The sequence below is a fragment of the Chryseobacterium sp. CFS2 genome (assembly GCF_036543225.1).
Classification (GTDB): Bacteria; Bacteroidota; Bacteroidia; order Flavobacteriales; family Weeksellaceae; genus Chryseobacterium; species Chryseobacterium culicis_A.
On the sequence record NZ_JAZHQU010000002.1, the window covers coordinates 280,693 to 297,292 of the forward strand.

Annotated in this window: 17 protein-coding genes; 11 read left to right on the top strand and 6 right to left on the bottom strand. The window is 36.4% G+C overall.

Features of this window, described 5'->3' with window-relative positions; genetic code table 11:
• Positions 1-70: 70 nt before the first annotated feature.
• Positions 71-784, top strand: a complete 714-nt coding sequence (locus ODR02_RS04695; RefSeq protein ID WP_309511731.1) for a biotin--[acetyl-CoA-carboxylase] ligase — start codon at positions 71-73, stop codon at positions 782-784.
• Here the strand turns inward: ODR02_RS04695 and ODR02_RS04700 are convergent.
• The 4 genes from ODR02_RS04700 to ODR02_RS04715 form a co-directional block, all read right to left on the bottom strand.
• Positions 778-1,890 carry an LptF/LptG family permease gene (locus ODR02_RS04700; protein WP_209786299.1) on the bottom strand — a complete coding sequence of 371 codons (1,113 nt, stop codon included), beginning with the start codon at positions 1,888-1,890 and terminating at the stop codon, positions 778-780. The two genes, ODR02_RS04695 and ODR02_RS04700, sit on opposite strands and share 7 nt — an antisense overlap.
• Positions 1,891-1,896: 6 nt before the next feature.
• Entirely contained in the window at positions 1,897-3,027 is a 1,131-nt protein-coding gene (gene tgt, locus ODR02_RS04705; RefSeq protein WP_105683178.1) for a tRNA guanosine(34) transglycosylase Tgt, read from the bottom strand.
• 66 nt (positions 3,028-3,093) lie between these two features.
• Positions 3,094-3,462: a DUF4296 domain-containing protein gene (locus tag ODR02_RS04710; RefSeq protein ID WP_228421735.1), complete on the bottom strand. Its 369-nt coding sequence runs from the start codon at positions 3,460-3,462 to the stop codon at positions 3,094-3,096.
• 5 nt (positions 3,463-3,467) lie between these two features.
• Complete coding sequence (locus tag ODR02_RS04715; protein ID WP_309511732.1) at positions 3,468-4,184, bottom strand: polyprenol monophosphomannose synthase; 717 nt, start codon at positions 4,182-4,184, stop codon at positions 3,468-3,470.
• A gap of 240 nt (positions 4,185-4,424) precedes the next feature.
• Here ODR02_RS04715 and ODR02_RS04720 point away from each other — a divergent pair, with 240 nt between their 5' ends.
• The 5 genes from ODR02_RS04720 to ODR02_RS04740 all read left to right on the top strand — a co-directional run bounded on the left by ODR02_RS04720 (position 4,425) and on the right by ODR02_RS04740 (position 8,820).
• Positions 4,425-5,093: a DUF4271 domain-containing protein gene (locus tag ODR02_RS04720; protein ID WP_209786300.1), complete on the top strand. Its 669-nt coding sequence runs from the start codon at positions 4,425-4,427 to the stop codon at positions 5,091-5,093.
• Between the two features lie 12 nt (positions 5,094-5,105).
• Positions 5,106-5,846 (top strand): uroporphyrinogen-III synthase, encoded by a 741-nt coding sequence (locus ODR02_RS04725; protein WP_105683416.1) that lies wholly within the window; start codon positions 5,106-5,108, stop codon positions 5,844-5,846.
• A gap of 169 nt (positions 5,847-6,015) precedes the next feature.
• A complete protein-coding gene (locus tag ODR02_RS04730; protein ID WP_209786301.1) occupies positions 6,016-8,058 on the top strand; it encodes a S9 family peptidase in 2,043 nt (680 codons plus the stop codon).
• 21 nt (positions 8,059-8,079) lie between these two features.
• Entirely contained in the window at positions 8,080-8,448 is a 369-nt protein-coding gene (locus ODR02_RS04735; RefSeq protein ID WP_209786302.1) for a four helix bundle protein, read from the top strand.
• Between the two features lie 33 nt (positions 8,449-8,481).
• Positions 8,482-8,820, top strand: a complete 339-nt coding sequence (locus ODR02_RS04740; protein ID WP_209786303.1) for a hypothetical protein — start codon at positions 8,482-8,484, stop codon at positions 8,818-8,820.
• A 115-nt stretch (positions 8,821-8,935) separates the two neighbouring features.
• On the opposite strand, the gene ODR02_RS04745 is transcribed toward ODR02_RS04740, so the two are convergent.
• Entirely contained in the window at positions 8,936-9,427 is a 492-nt protein-coding gene (locus ODR02_RS04745; protein WP_209786304.1) for an SRPBCC family protein, read from the bottom strand.
• Positions 9,428-9,628: 201 nt separating this feature from the next.
• Between ODR02_RS04745 and ODR02_RS04750 the strand changes: the two genes are divergently transcribed.
• The 5 genes from ODR02_RS04750 (at position 9,629) to ODR02_RS04770 (ending at position 15,886) form a co-directional block, all read left to right on the top strand.
• Complete coding sequence (locus ODR02_RS04750; RefSeq protein WP_209786305.1) at positions 9,629-11,173, top strand: sensor histidine kinase; 1,545 nt, start codon at positions 9,629-9,631, stop codon at positions 11,171-11,173.
• Between the two features lie 146 nt (positions 11,174-11,319).
• Entirely contained in the window at positions 11,320-12,006 is a 687-nt protein-coding gene (locus ODR02_RS04755; RefSeq protein WP_002982671.1) for a response regulator transcription factor, read from the top strand.
• Positions 12,007-12,084: 78 nt separating this feature from the next.
• A complete protein-coding gene (locus tag ODR02_RS04760) occupies positions 12,085-12,729 on the top strand; it encodes a hypothetical protein (protein ID WP_309511733.1) in 645 nt (214 codons plus the stop codon).
• 19 nt (positions 12,730-12,748) lie between these two features.
• Entirely contained in the window at positions 12,749-13,111 is a 363-nt protein-coding gene (locus tag ODR02_RS04765) for a hypothetical protein (RefSeq protein ID WP_209786307.1), read from the top strand.
• Between the two features lie 69 nt (positions 13,112-13,180).
• Positions 13,181-15,886, top strand: a complete 2,706-nt coding sequence (locus ODR02_RS04770) for a TonB-dependent receptor domain-containing protein (RefSeq protein ID WP_309511734.1) — start codon at positions 13,181-13,183, stop codon at positions 15,884-15,886.
• 204 nt (positions 15,887-16,090) lie between these two features.
• Here ODR02_RS04770 and ODR02_RS04775 read toward each other — a convergent pair whose 3' ends face one another.
• Entirely contained in the window at positions 16,091-16,588 is a 498-nt protein-coding gene (locus tag ODR02_RS04775) for a phosphoheptose isomerase (protein WP_309511735.1), read from the bottom strand.
• Positions 16,589-16,600: the final 12 nt, after the last annotated feature.

Consider the following 16,600-nt stretch of genomic DNA (forward strand, 5'->3'; position numbering starts at 1 on the left):
CTGCAAATTTATTGTTTTTTCTTTACTTTAACCTTACTTTTACCCTCCTAATGTCTTAAATTTTTCTTAAATGAGCCAACTCTTCTACCTGAAAGAATGTTCTTCTACTAATGACGAAATATCAAAGTTTTTACTTTACGGAAATTCAAATTTTATAGGGCTTCATACTTTTAATCAAACTAAAGGCCGTGGTCAGTATGGAAATGTTTGGACTCAGACTGCCGGAAAAAACCTGGCTTATACGCTGGCAGTGAGTACTCAGAACATCCTGTGCTCCGACTTTATATTCAATTATTATACCGCAATGGTGATCCGGGATTTCCTTGCCAAATTGTCTGACTCTGAGGTAAAAATCAAATGGCCGAATGATATCATCCTTAAAGGTAAAAAAATCGTTGGAATTTTAATAGAAAAGAAAAAAATTAATCAAAATAATTATTTCATCATAGGAGCAGGAATCAACATTCTCCAGAAAGATTTTGATACAATATCCAATGCGGGATCACTTCTGACCCAGACGGGAATACAATTTGACCTTGAAGAACTGGCTTTAAATCTCCATGAATTCCTGTCTGAAAAACTAAAAAACATTCCTTCTGACCAGGAAATTCTGGATGGGTTTAATAAAAACCTTTTCAGAAAAGATCAGGTATCTGTCTTTGAAATTGAAAAAGAGCGACAAAATGGCATTATCCGAAATGCAGACGAGAAGGGTGAACTCTGGATCGAACTGGAAGACGGAATGCATTCCTTTTATCACAAGGAAGTAAAATTACTTTACTGATTGGCTCTTTTGATATAAAGGTAAAGAGTAAGCGGAAGGAATACCAGATTGGGCAGCCACATCGCTACAGCCGGAGACAAACTTTTATTTTCTGAAACTACTTTTAAAGCTTCAAATGAAAACACGAAAATAAAGGCCAATGAAATCCCTATGGCCAGATTAACTCCCAATCCTCCCCTTTTCTTTTGTGATGACAGGGAAAGCGCCAGGAAAGTAAGAATAATGATGGAAACAGGCATTGATGTTCTTTGGTGAAGCTCATTCAGATAGGAATTCAGGTTACTGTTTCCTCTTGCCTTTTCTCTTTCAATAAATTTCAGAAGTTCCGGTGTGGTTTTATTTTGCCCCAAAAGCTCGTTAGGAAAAAGCTCTTCCGGTGAGTGACCGTAATTTTTTCTTAATTCTATTCCGTTTCCTAGTTTTTCGGTATTGTCTTTATTGATGGTTTTTTCAAGATAATTATTAAGAACAAACTGTTTTTTTGTTTTATCCCAATATACTTCGCTTGCTTTCAGCTCGTAGGTCATTTTTCTGTCTTTATCATATTTCTGATAGACAAAACTCGATCCTCTTTTTTCTCTTTTATTCCATGAATCAACGAAAATATATTCCGTTTTACTCAGCTGTGAAGAAGCGGGTGCTGTTCCTAAAATCTTTTCTTTATTGGCTGCATTATAGGTATAAGCTTCCAGTTCATTTTTCTTGATATTAGCCCATGGCAGCACCATATGATACACCACAAGAGCAATCAATCCAATAAAAATAGAGGTAACCAGATAAGGTTTGGAAAATCTGTGGAAACTGGCTCCACTACTGATAATAGCAACAATTTCAGTATTATTTGCCATCCTGGAGGTAAAATAAATCACCGATATAAATACCAGAATGGAAAGGAAAGTCACTACAAGATTGATGATCCAGAAGGGATAAAAATGGATAAGGAAATAGGTCAGATCCAGTTTCGGATCAATAGCCTTGGCATTTTCTATCCTTGGAATCTTTTGCTGAACATCAATGACCAGTACGACTATAGACAATAATACCAACATGAAACTGAACGTTCCAAGGTATTTTTTAATGATATATCTGTCTACAATTTTAAGCATATTTTCTTACAGTCTTTGTCTAAGAATTGGTACTACAGAGTTTTTCCATTCATAAAAATCTCCTGCAATAATATGTTCTCTGGCTACTTTTACTAAATCCAGGTAGAATGCAAGATTATGAATCGAAGCAATCTGTTTTGCCAGATATTCTTTGGATACAAACAGGTGGCGAAGATACGCTTTTGAATATTCACGATCCACAAAACTGGTTCCGAATTCGTCCAAAGGCGAAAAATCACGCTTCCATTTCTCGTTTTTAAGGTTCATCACCCCTTGCCATGTGAAAAGCATTGCATTTCTTGCATTTCTTGTTGGCATTACACAATCCATCATATCAATTCCCAGCCCGATGGATTCAAGAATATTCCATGGAGTTCCTACTCCCATCAGATATCTTGGTTTTTCTTTTGGAAGAATGTCTGTTACTTCATCCGTAATTCTGTACATTTCTTCTTCAGGTTCTCCAACAGAAAGTCCTCCAATAGCATTTCCTTCTGCTCCTGCTTCAGAAATTACTTCTGCAGAAATTTTTCTAAGATCGGAATAGGTAGATCCCTGAACAATTGGGAAAAGTCTTTGTTTATACCCGTATAATTCAGGGTTATCATTAGTCCATTCAATACATCTTTTCAGCCAACGGTGTGTAAGCTCCATAGATGATTTTGCCTGGTTGTAATCACAAGGATAAGGAGTACATTCATCAAAAGCCATAAAAATATCGGCTCCGATCTGTCTTTGAATCTCCATTGATCTTTCCGGAGAGAACATATGGTAACTACCGTCGATGTGAGATTTGAATCTCGCACCTTCTTCTGTCATCTTTCTGTTGCTCGCCAGTGAAAACACCTGAAAACCTCCGGAATCGGTAAGGATCGGAAGATCCCAGTTCATGAATTTATGTAAACCACCGGCATCCTGCATCGTCTCCATTCCGGGACGAAGGTAGAGGTGGTAAGTATTTCCCAGAATAATCTGAGCTTTAATGTCTTCTTTTAATTCTCTCTGATGAACTGTTTTCACACTTGCTACAGTTCCCACAGGCATAAAAATGGGAGTTTGAATCTTCCCGTGATCTGTGGTAATTTCCCCTGCTCTGGCTTTTCCTTCAGAGGTTTTTTCTATATTAAAAAATTTCATCTCTATACTTTTTTAAAACACTGTTTTTACCAGTGATTCTTGTAGGGCAGAAACTTCCGGGTCATTTTACCTTACGACAGGCATTACAACACCATTTTGTTTCAGTTTATCCTTTATGTATTTATCTGCTTTGGGATCTTTTTTCAGCAATATTTCCTGTGCATCATTGGTAATCCCATCCATTTCTTCTTTAATCACATAGTATTTGAAACTGTCTACAAAGTCATCAGATTTTACTTTATGAGACTTCAGCACAGCTCTTGTACCTGCTTCCATATTCTTATCAGGATATACAAAGATAGCCTGATCATTGATCGCAAGATCGGCAATAATTTCTGCCATCATCTCTTTATCGATCAGATTTTTAGGCTTATCAATATAATCGCCGCACGAAAACAGGCCCAGCAAAACGAAAATAAAGATTAGCTTTTTCATCAGTTTCATAATCTGTTGATGATTGATTTCCATTTTAAGTTCAGTACTCCAAAAACGGCTTCATGGATAATTCCTCCGTTCATTTTGCTTTCTCCTAAAATTCTGTTGGTAAATATAATAGGAACTTCTACAATTCTAAAACCTTTTTTAAATGCTCTGAATTTCATTTCTATCTGAAACCCATAGCCTTTTAATTTCACATTATCCAATCCTATTTCCTCCAATACTTTTCTTGAAAAGCACACAAATCCTGCTGTTGTATCATGAATGGGAAGTCCCAGTACAAACCTTACATATTTTGAGGCAAAGTAAGACAATAATACTCTTCCCATTGGCCAGTTCACCACATTCACTCCTTTTGAGTAACGGGAACCAATGGCCATATCTGCATTTTTACAGGCTTCAAAAAGTTTTGGAAGATCATTCGGGTTATGTGAGAAATCGGCATCCATCTCGAAAATATAATCATATTTATTTTCAATTGCCCATTTAAAACCATGAATATATGCCTTTCCCAAGCCATCTTTCACATGTCTTATCGACAGGTGAAGATAATGCGGATTTTTCTTCTGCAACTCTTTTACAATCTCTGCAGTTCCATCCGGAGAAGAGTCATCTACCACTAAGATATGAAAGTCGTCATCCAATGCAAAAACTGCGGAAATAATATTTTCAATATTTTCCTTTTCGTTGTATGTTGGGATGATGACGAGTTTTTTCATTTCAGTTTGCAAAGATAGTTTATTTAACCTTTTTATTTTATACAAAATAATCTATAATTTTGCAAAAATATTTCTCAGGGATTAAGCGGATGAAACAGAAACTTTTATTCAATAGATCTGAACACTCTGTAAAATCTGTGAGAGCAAATATTTTAACTGCAAATTCACGAATCAGGTGACAGGAAAATCTGTGCCGTATTGTGTTATATGAAGTTAAATAATAAATAAAAAACTTAAATTTTGCCATCATCACAACACTTTGTCAATCACGTAAGAATACCTGAGAATAATGACTGGGTAATTTTTATCCTCGTGGGCTGTATATTTTTGTATGTTTTTATGATGAACGTCATAGAAAGGGATGCCAGTCTCAAAGATTTTCTGCTTCAGAAATATTTTGATGCGAGCAATAACCTTCCCAGCTGGATTATCACCTCATGTGTAACCACCCTTACACTGTCCGTCTTGATTTCACAATACGTTCCTATTGTCCCGAAATATATTGCCGATCTTCAGCTTTTTGGATATCAGCTTAATAAATTCGGGTATACTTTGCTGGCAGTGCTATTTTTTTATTTAATAAAATCAACATTAGGTTTTTTATTTTATCAAAGTATAGGAGACGGAAAAAAATGGACTATTTTTTATTTTACCTCCACAAAATTTTATTTCATTCTTTCATTTTTGCTAATAATTCTTTGTGTAGCCCATTATTACTTCCCGATAGACAGAAATAAAATGTTTTTATATTATTTCTGCTTCTTCACTTTTGTATTCATTTTCAAAGTTTTTTTCTATTTATTTCACAAGAACAAGATTCTTCCCGAGAAATGGTATTATAAATTTTTGTATATTTGCACCCTCCAAATCGCACCATTATTATTGCTTTGGAAGTTGTTATTTTTTTAATAAATGTCAATGATGAGAATAAAGTCTATATTGGTTTCTCAACCAGCGCCTAGTGAGTCTTCTCCATATTTGGATATAGCGAAGAAGGAAAAAATAAAGATTGATTTCCGTCCATTTATCCACGTCGAAGGGGTTGACAATAAAGAGCTCAGAACACAGAAAATAGATCTGACGCAGTATACCGGTATTATTTTTACCAGTAAAAATGCGATTGACCATTACTTCAGACTAGCAGAGGAATTGCGTTTCGCTGTTCCGGATACAATGAGATACATCTGTCAGTCGGAAGCAATTGCCAACTACCTTCAAAAGCATATTGTGTACAGAAAAAGAAAAATCAGCTTTGGGGAGAAAAACTTCTCAGACCTGCTTCCTCTTTTCAAAAAATTCCCAACTGAAAAATATCTGCTGCCCTCTTCAGATGTTTTAAGTCCGGATATTGTAAAAACCATGGATGCATCTAATGTAGACTGGACAAGAGCAATTATGTACCGTACCGTATGCAGCGACCTTACAGATATCAATGTCAAAGATTATGACATGCTGATTTTCTTCAGTCCACAGGGTATCAAATCGTTACAACAAAACTTCCCTGGCTTCAAGCAGGATGAAACAAAGATCGGAGTTTTCGGAAACACGACTTTGGCAGCCGCAGAAGAAGCAGGATTAAAAGTAGATTTAATGGCCCCTACGAAGGAAACACCTTCTATGACAATGGCCCTTGAAAAGTATATTAAAGCACTTCATAAATAGTCTTTAATTATAAAAATACGATCAACCATCTTTTCAATAAAGGAAAGATGGTTTTTTTTTACCTAAATTTGAACAAAAATTAATATTGAATTGATTTCTGCTTAAATTACTTACTTTCAGAAGAAAAAGTATAAGATTCCATTCAATAAAAAAAAATAAAAATACCCGGATGAAAGCTCCACAGGCAAAAAAAATAGAAAAAATATTAGAAACCCACGGCGATAAAAGAACCGATAATTACTTTTGGCTGAATGAAAGGGAAAACCCTGAAGTCATCAAATATATTGAGGAAGAAAATGCCTACGAAGAATTCATCATGAAAGATACGGAAGCCCTTCAGGAAGAGCTTTTTGAAGAGATGAAAGCCCGTTATAAAAAGGATGATGAATCTCTGCCTTACTTTTTTAATGAGTACTGGTATATTGTACGTTATGAAGAAGGTAAAGAATATCCTATTTTCTGCAGAAAACACAAAAGTCTTGACAACGAAGAAGAGATTGTGCTTGACGTTAATATTCTGGCAGGAGGCAAAGAATTTTTTGAAGTAGGAAGCGTAGCAGTAAGCCCCAATAATGAGCTGGCTTCTTTTTCTTCAGATGATGTGGGAAGAAGAATTTATACTCTTAACTTCAAAAGCTTAAAGACAGGCGAAATTCTTACAGACACAATTCCGAATACAACAGGAAAAGCAGTTTGGGCAAATGATAATCAGCATGTCTTTTATATTAGAAAAGATAAGAGTCTGCGTGCATTCCAGGTATACAGGCATCAGCTGGGAACAGATTCTGCAGACGATGTATTGATCTTCCACGAAGAGGATGATACTTTTGATGTGAATGTATTTAAAACAAAATCTTTACAGTATATTTTCATTGCAAGTTCAAGTACAATTTCTGATGAGCACCGCTTTATCCCTTCTGATAATGTATTTGAAGAATGGAAGGTAATTCAGCCCAGAATAGATGATCTTGAGTATTCTGTAGAGCATTATGAAGATGAATTTTACATCATTACCAATGCTGATGATGCGATCAATTTCAAAATTGTAAAAACGAAGATTGACAACTGCAGTATGGAAAACTGGGTGGATGTTATCCCTCACCGTGCAGAAGTTCTACTGGAAGGCTTTGAAATTTTCAAAGACTATCTTGTTCTTGAGGAAAGAGAAAGAGGATTACTTCAGATCAAAATTATTGATGAGAAGACCCAGGAATCTTATTATTTACCTTTCTCCGATCCTACTTATACGGCTTATATCGGAATCAATCTGGAATTTGATACAGAGATTCTACGTTATGGCTACACCTCTCTTACACAGCCGAGTTCCACGTATGAATATAATATGAAGGACAAAACCACGAAGCTTCTGAAACAACAGGAAGTGCTGGGTGGAAAGTTTTTCCCTGAAAATTATATTTCAGAAAGAATCTGGGCAGACTCCAGAGATGGGGAAGCAAAAGTCCCTATTTCTTTAGTATATCATAAAGACACCAAAAAATCAGCAGATACCCCACTTCTCTTGTATGGATATGGAAGTTATGGACATACTGTTGATGCCAGTTTTTCAAATGTAAGACTATCCTTGCTTGACAGAGGTTTTATTTACGCGATCGCTCACATCCGTGGTGGAGAATATCTGGGAAGAGAATGGTATGAGGATGGGAAAATGCTGTTCAAGAAAAATACATTCTTCGACTTTATTGATGCAGGAAAGCATTTAATTAAGGAAAATTATACTTCATCAAGGCACATGTATGCAATGGGAGGAAGTGCAGGCGGTCTGTTGGTAGGAGCTGTGGTTAATTACGAACCTCAGTTATTCCATGGAATTGTAGCACAAGTCCCTTTCGTAGACGTTGTGAGCACCATGCTGGATGATACAATTCCTTTGACAACAGGAGAATATGATGAATGGGGAAATCCAAATGATGAGGAATATTATCATTATATGAAAGACTACTCTCCTTATGATAATGTGGAAGCTAAAGATTACCCGCACATGCTCATCACTACAGGGTTCCATGACTCTCAGGTACAGTATTGGGAACCTGCAAAATGGACAGCAAAACTAAGAGAATTAAAGACAGACGACAATATTTTAGTCTTTAAAACGGACATGAGCTCAGGACACGGAGGAGCAAGTGGAAGATTTGAGTCTCTGAAAGAAGATGCACTGGAGTATGCATTTCTATTAAAGATAAATGATCAATGATAAAAGATAATTGATATGAATATGGACAACAATTACAATCAGATGTTTGCACAAAAGACTAAATCTTTAACCATAGCAATCATTAATGAGTTGTCTAACATTTCATATTCTGATAAAATATCAAATATAAGAAAACAAGTTTTCAGATCTGTTTCCTCAACAGCAAGTAACTATAGAGCGATATGCAGAGCAAGATCCAGCAAAGAAAAGTATTCTAAAATATGCATTGTCGTAGAAGAAGCTGACAAAACTTTATTTTGGCTGGAGTTAATAGAGGAGCTACATTTACTTGAAAAAGAAAGTTTAGATGTTCTTATTAAAGAAGCCACCGAAATTTTGAAAGTGACCTCTGCCTATAAAAGGAAATTAGGTAAAGAATTAAAGCGTTAAAACATCAATTATTAATTATCATTTATCAATTATATGAACGAATCCGAATATTGGAAAAAGATAGAACAGTTCTTCGAAGACAATTTTCAGACTGAGAAGAATCCGCCCATTGAAACCCTTTTATTTCTGATAGGGCTACAGGAGCTGGGAAGCGGCCAGCAAAAATACACGAAAGAAGATAAAGTAAATCTGATTCACATTGCAGTATGCAGGTTGCTTGAGCCTTTTGGATATTATAAGTTTACGCATTATGAAGACGGATGGCCACAGTTTGAAAGTCTGGAAGAACTTCCGGAATTAAGACCCAATGAGCAGACCCTTCTTATGAAAAAGGCAATTATTCAGTATTTCCAGGAAGAAGAGCTTTTATAAAGGCTGGAAGTTTGAAGAATGAAACAGGAAGTTAATCCTGTCGATAAATAAAAAGAGGGTTTTCCAATGGAAAATCCTCTTTTTTATAAATAAGTATTTTTTAACCTGTTCAAATTCATCCAATTAATTCTTCCAATTGATTCAGCCCCATTTTAAATCCTTCTTCAAATCCCATATCCATGAGCTTTTTCATAATTTCAGGAGAATGGTAATGAATATTAATAGTCACTTTGGTTCCTTCTTCTATTCCGGTAAAACCGATCAGCCATTTTGACCTTGGAAAATCTTCATTGATATTTCCTTCTTCATCCGCGAAAGCACTTAGCCAGTCAAGGCTTCTGTGTTCCATTATCTCCCCATACTGAGTTTTAGAATACATAGGTCCTTTTTCTCCGTTGGGTCCTACCATTGCATACATCCAGATTCCTCCTTCCCTGAAATCCTGACTTATCGTCTCGCATTTCCATGGTTTGGGACCCCACCACTGATCCAGTAATTCAGCCTGGGTAAAATAGTTCCACACTGTTGAAACATCAGCTTTATAAATCTTCATGACATAAGTACTTGCTGCATCAAAATCTTTGTTGAAAATGATATTAGATTCCATAAATATTTATTTTTAATAAAGTTAGCACTTTATTTATAGAAAGGGACTTTTCATATGACAACTAAAAGATAATTCATAAAAAATTGTTAAAAAACACTCTTTTAAGAGAAAAAAAACAATTTTTTGGCTCGTTTTTTGTTTATGTACTCTTAAAACAATTAATTTTAACATTCATTTTTCCAAAACCTATATAATTAAATAATGAATAACAAATTCATCCCAATAATTTCAGTGTTTATGACGATCTCACTGATTGTCTTTGTAACGCTCCAATTTTATTGGCTGAAAGGCTATTACGGCGTACTGGAACAGGATTTTTCAAATAAAGTGTATGCAGTTTTGGAAAGTACTTCAAAAAGTATTGAAGAAATTGAGGCTGACAAATACCTGAATCAGGATTATAAAGATTTCAGGAAAAATATTCTTGCCAACAGCAAACAGCCATCTTTAACCACCATCCAGCAGGTGGCGGATTCCGGTACTCAGAGACAGATTATCTATTCTAAAAATATTATTGAAAAAACACAGCTTCCCATTTCCCAAAAAGGAGATTCTATTAAGCTGACCACTTTATATACAGATGAAGCCGCCTATAAAATAAAAAGAGATACCACCAATCGCGAACTTCTGACGCAAGATATCAATCAGGAGATTGAGACTGGAGATTACTCCATGAAAGAATTCGTCAAAGTATATGGAAACAATCTTCCTATCACTAAAAGAGTGGATCCGAAAACCCTGGACTCTGTTATTGCAAAAGAACTTAAAATACGAGGTATAACAGCTAAATTCGGATATGGAGTTCTGGACAGCAACAATAAGCTTACAAGCATTGCCAATAAGGCTTACAAGGAGAAAAAAGACAGTAATACCTACAGCTTTCCTCTTTTTGCCGATAAGAAAAATACGTTATACAGCCTCGCCTTAGTATTCCCTAAAAAAGAATATTCCCTTGCGATGAACAACTGGCCAATGCTTCTGGGAACATTCCTGTCCCTTCTTACGATTCTTGGGATTTACATTATTTCCATCAATTATATGATGAGGCAGAAGAAACTTGCTGAAGTAAAAACAGACTTCATCAACAATATGTCCCATGAGTTTAAAACACCATTGGCAACCATTTCTGTGGCTACGGATTCATTAGCTAATGACAAAATAGCCACCAATCCGGATAAGGTAAAATATTACTCCGAACTGATCAAGCAGGAGAACTTAAGGATGAAAAAGCAGGTGGAAAACGTACTCAATATGTCTAAGCTTGAAAGGAATGAAGTAGAACTATTCTTAAAAGAAACCAATGTAAGGGAATTGATTAAAAGAACAACCGAATCTTTCAATCTGATTGTACAGCAAAGAAACGGTTCTCTTACTCAGAAATTCAATGCCACTCATTATAATTTTAAAATAGACGAGTTCCATATCTCGAATATGCTGGTCAACTTACTGGACAATGCCAATAAATATTCTCCTGAAGCACCGGAAATACATGTGGAAACAAGAAACGAAGGACACTGGTATATCATTGAAATTTCCGACAAAGGAATGGGAATGGACACCCAGAATAAAACCAAAATTTTCGAAAAATTCTTCAGAGAAGAAACCGGAAATATTCACAACGTAAAAGGACAGGGATTAGGCCTTTCCTACGTTAAGAAAATTGTAGAACTGCACAAAGGACAGATTATCGTAGATTCTCATAAAGGAAAAGGAAGTATTTTTACGATAAAACTGCCGATGGGTTAGGAAATAAACGATGAATGATAAGTGATAAAAACATCAATTATCAATAATCATTTATCAATTATAAAAAAGGTTAAACCAAATATCAAAATATAGAAGATAGAGTGAGGAAGTTCATTCTTAATGTTAATTATTAATTATTAAAAGTTATGAGCAACAGAATATTATTAGTAGAGGACGATCAGAGTTTCGGGGCGGTGCTTAAAGATTATTTAACCATCAATAATTTTGAAGTAACTCTTGCCACTGATGGGGAGCAGGGACTTAAAGAATTTACAGAAAATGAATTCGATATCTGCATATTTGACGTAATGATGCCTAAAAAAGATGGGTTTTCATTAGCGGAAGATGTAAAAAAGATTGATAAAAATACACCCATCATATTCCTTACAGCAAGAAATATGAGAGAAGATATTTTGAAAGGATATCAGCTGGGTGCTGATGATTATATCACAAAACCATTTGATACTGAACTTCTTTTGTACAAAATCAAAGCAATTCTTCAGAGAAGTTCTACCTTGGAAAATGAGGAGCAGGAACAATTCAAAATCAGCAATATTTTCTTCGACTCTATGTTGAGGCAATTGAAAGTAGGTGATAAAGAATACAAACTTTCTCCTAAAGAAAACGAATTATTAAAACTTCTTTGCATCCATAGAAATGATTTCATGCCGAGAGATCTTGCGTTAAGAAAGATCTGGAAAAAAGAGAATTACTTTACAGCAAGAAGTATGGACGTATATATCGCGAAGCTTCGTAAATTATTAAAAGACGACGAAGGATTGGAAATTATCAACGTTCACGGAGAAGGATTTAGACTTTTGGTAAAAAATTAATCCAAAAATCAAATTATAAGTATAAAATTAGCAAAACAATTGAAAATGTTTTGCTAATTTTGTTTCATACCCATGGATATGAAGAATACATTTATAGGTTTGATCGCCGTATCACTATTAGCTGCCTCTTGTAAAAAGGATGAAAGAGCTACTTATTTAAAAGAAGAAGCCAACGCTGGCCAGCCCAACGTGGCCCTAAATACTACCTCAAAAACAGCTCTGATGGATCAGGCAGGCATCCAATCCAGCCCTGCTCCTGCACCAATGGCTACAGCTCCCGGAATGAATCCTCCACACGGACAACCTGGCCACCGATGCGATATTCCGGTAGGACAGCCGCTGAACAGTAAACCTGCCGGAGCGACTCCCACTACACAGAATGTAAACGTGAATGGAGGCAACACCATTCAAATTGATCCTAATGCAGTATCGCCAGGGAAAATTACCCTTGATAACAACGGGAAACAGGTAAAAACGGCTCCCGGAATGAATCCTCCTCACGGGCAACCGGGACACCGCTGTGATATTCCGGTAGGACAGCCTTTAAACAGCAAACCTGCTCCCGCTCCACAAGCTGCACAAAATGTAATTCAGACAATACCAGCGCCTGCTCCCGCACCAGCTGCACAAAATCTGGCAATGGGTGAAAAACCAAAACTGAATCCGGCACATGGTGAGCCCTGGCACAGCTGTTCTCTAAAAGTTGGTGATCCTTTACCATAAATTTTGTATTTTTGCAGATATGAAGCTGTTTCACCTACTTGCAATAGTGTTTTGCCTGGGAGTCTTTTTGATTCCCAAGGATAACTTCTATGCACAAGGAATGCAGGAAACATGCTGTAAAGCAGAATCTTCCAAGAAAATGGACTGCTGCAAAAATCATTCTTCAAAAAAAGACAGCCAACATGATAAAACAAAATCATGTAATGATGACTGCTGCTCATCCTGTGTGGCCTGCTATACTTTTATTGAAACGCCTTTCTCAAAAAATCTACGTTTGGAACTGTCTTATTACAAAGCGAATAAGAATCCTCAGTTTCAATATTCAGATCCATATCTTTCAGACCGTTTAAAGGAAATCTGGCAACCACCTAAGGTAGGTTAATTAAAATATCACGAGTTCATTATACTATGTAATGAGCTGTTTTTTAATTAATTTAAACTTTTAAACAAAATGAAATTACCTATTTCCAGGTTTATACTTGGTGCATTATTCCTATTTACACAATTTATATCTGCTCAGACACTTTCAAAAAATCAGTTCAAAGTAAAAGGGAACTGTGAGATGTGTAAAACAAGAATTGAAAGTGCTGCCAAAAAAGCGGGTGCAAAAACAGCAGTTTACTCTGTTGATCTTCAAACCCTAACTGTAGAAACAGATAAGATATCTACAGATTATATTTTGCAAAAAGTGGCTGAAGCAGGCCACGACAATGAGAAGTTCAAAGCTCCGGATACTGTTTATAATAGCCTTCCGGGATGTTGTCTGTATAGCAGAGATCTGCAGCCATCACAAGCGGAAGCCCATCACGAACACCATACCAATGCTAATGTTTCTGATAAAAAAGAAAACGAATTCTATGTAAGGGGAAACTGCGCTTCATGTAAAGCCAGAATAGAAAAAGCATCAAAAGATGCCGGAGCCAGTGCAGCAAAATGGAATGCACAAAAACAAACGGTTACACTGAATTTTGACCCTTCAAAAACCTCATCAGATAAAATTTTAAAAGCAATTGCTGATGCGGGTCATGACAATGAAAAATACAAAGCTTCAGATGCTGTTTATAATGGACTGCCGGGATGTTGTCTGTACGACAGAGAGTTTACTTTCGGTGAGCCTAATCCCAAGGTACATTATGAAGAAGAAGCAAAACATGAAGATCATAAAGATCATGAGGCCTCTTCAGCTAAAGAGGATCATTCCCAGCATGAAAAGAGCATTGACGGAGTGGTAGTAACAGGTTCTAAAGCAGCAACAGCTTTAAGTAAGAAAGAAGCCGGACTTGTTTTTAATATTGATAAGAAAGAGCTGTTAAAGGCTGCTTGCTGTAATCTGTCTGAAAGTTTCGAAACCAATGCAACGGTGGATGTATCTTTCAGCAATGCCGTTACAGGAACAAAACAGCTGAAAATGCTTGGCCTGGATCAAAAATACACCAGCCTAACGAAGGAACAGTTGCCTGAAATCAGAGGACTTGCTTCTGCATACGGACTCAACTTTATTCCGGGAAGATGGATTGAAAGTATCCAGCTTACTAAAGGTGGAAGTACTGTAACCAACGGTTATGAAAGTATCACGGGACAGATTAATACTGAACTTTTGAAGAATGCAAAAACTCCGGAAACATCATTAAATATTTTTTCTGATTTTAACGGAAGAGCAGAAGTGAATATTACCAATGTGTCTCCTATCAATGATAAATGGTCACAGACTTTCCTTCTTCACGGAAACGGAACTTTCGGGAATACAGATATGAATCATGATGGTTTCCTGGACAGACCGAAAGGAACACAGATCAATGCTGCTTATTTGCTGAATTATAATGACCTTGAAAAATCAGGATTCGGGTCTCACTTTGGAATTAATTTTATCAGAGATGAAAGAACCGCAGGACAGGTTGCTTTTGATAAAAAGCTTGGTCAGGACAAACAGCCTTTTTATGGGGTAGGAATTGATATCTCAAGATTCCAGGTGTGGAATAAAACAGGATATGTTTTTAAAGGAAAACCTTATCAAAGTATCGGATGGATGAACCAGTACGTTTATCATCAGCAGGATAGTTTCTTCGGATTGAGAAATTATGCGGGGCAGCAGCACACCTATTACTCAAATTTAATCTTTGAAAGTATCATCGGAAATACCAATCATAAGTATAAAGCAGGAGCAAGTTTCCTATATGACGGTTATAAAGAAACGTATTTGATAGATGATATGAGAAGAAATGAAATTGTACCGGGTATTTTTGCGGAGTATACTTTAACTGGTTTAAAATATACTTTAGTAGCAGGTTCAAGAGTAGATTTCCACAATCTTGCAGGAACACAGTTTACGCCGAGACTTAATTTTAAATATGATTTCACTCCTCAGACTATTGTAAGACTTTCTGCAGGAAGAGGATTCAGAACAGCCAATGTATTTGCGGAAAGCCAGCAGTATTTTGCATCGAACAGAGCGATTAATATTTTGCCCAACGGTGGAAATATTTATGGCTTAAAACCTGAAATTGCATGGAACTATGGGGCAAGCTTACAACAGGAATTCAAATTATTCGGAAGAAAATCCAGCATTGTTGCCGATTTCTTCAGAACAGATTTTCAGGATCAGGTATTGGTGGATCTTGACAAATCTCCTCAACAGCTAACATTTTATAATCTGGAAGGAAAGTCTTTTGCCAATTCATTCCAGACCCAATGGGATCTTATGCCCATAAAAAATCTTGAAGTAAGGCTGGCCTATAAATATTATGATGTACAGGCCGATTATATTGGGGGAAGAAGAGAAGTTCCTTTCATGGCAAAACACAGAGGTTTTGTGAATTTAGCGTATTCTACCAATAAAAATAACAATGGAGGATTCTGGAGTTTTGATACTACTTTAAACTGGGTCGGAAAACAGAGACTTCCTGATACATCAAGTAATCCGGCAGAGTTTCAGTTAGCAACCTATTCTGAATCTTATGCCGTTCTGAACGCTCAGATCTCAAAAAATTTCAATAAAAAGATCAGAGCTTACGTAGGAGGAGAAAACCTGACTTCTTATTATCAGAAAAATGCGATTGTTGATTTTAAAAATCCTTTCGGAAATTATTTTGACGGAGGAATGGTGTATGCTCCTATTATGAAAGCTAACTTTTATGTAGGACTGGATGTGACGTTTTAAAAGCTGGAAGCTGGAAGAATGAAGCTGGGAGTGCTATTAGCCGATGGAATTCTTAATTGGAATAAATTACAGGTATTCTCTAATAAAATCTTACAAATTTTAATTATGATATTTAGAGGTTCTGATAACCTCCAGTAGCTTCCTTCTTCCAGCCTCAAGCTTCCTTACAATAAAAAATCCGCTTCAATGAAGCGGATTTTTTATTTATCTTCCAAAGTCATCCTGTACTCTTACGATATCATCTTCGTCTGAAGGATTGGTTGCATCGGTATGCTGCCAGATTTCGGCTACAATTCCCCAGCCTGCAAGACCAATCAATCTGTGTCTTTCTCCCTGCTGAAGTTTTACCTGATCTTTCGGACCATATTCTCCCAATTCTCCTTCTTCATCAGTGTTGCTTCTTTTGATACCAACGGTTCCTTCCACCACCTGCCAGATCTCAGCTCTTCTGTGGTGATACTGCCAGCTTAATCTTGCTTCCGGAGCAACGATAAGAATTTTCGGGCTTAGCTTCCCTCCTATTCTCAGATTGTCTACATCAATCCCATCGAAATATTGGTTAGCAAAATCCTGTGCCTGCGTTTCATCAATCACAAAGAATCCTCCCCATGGTCTTGTATCATCTTTTGCTGCGATGTTAAAACCTTGCGTTTCCAGCATGCTTTCTACTCTATCGAATATTTCTTTTTTTTCTGTACTCATACAGCTTGTATT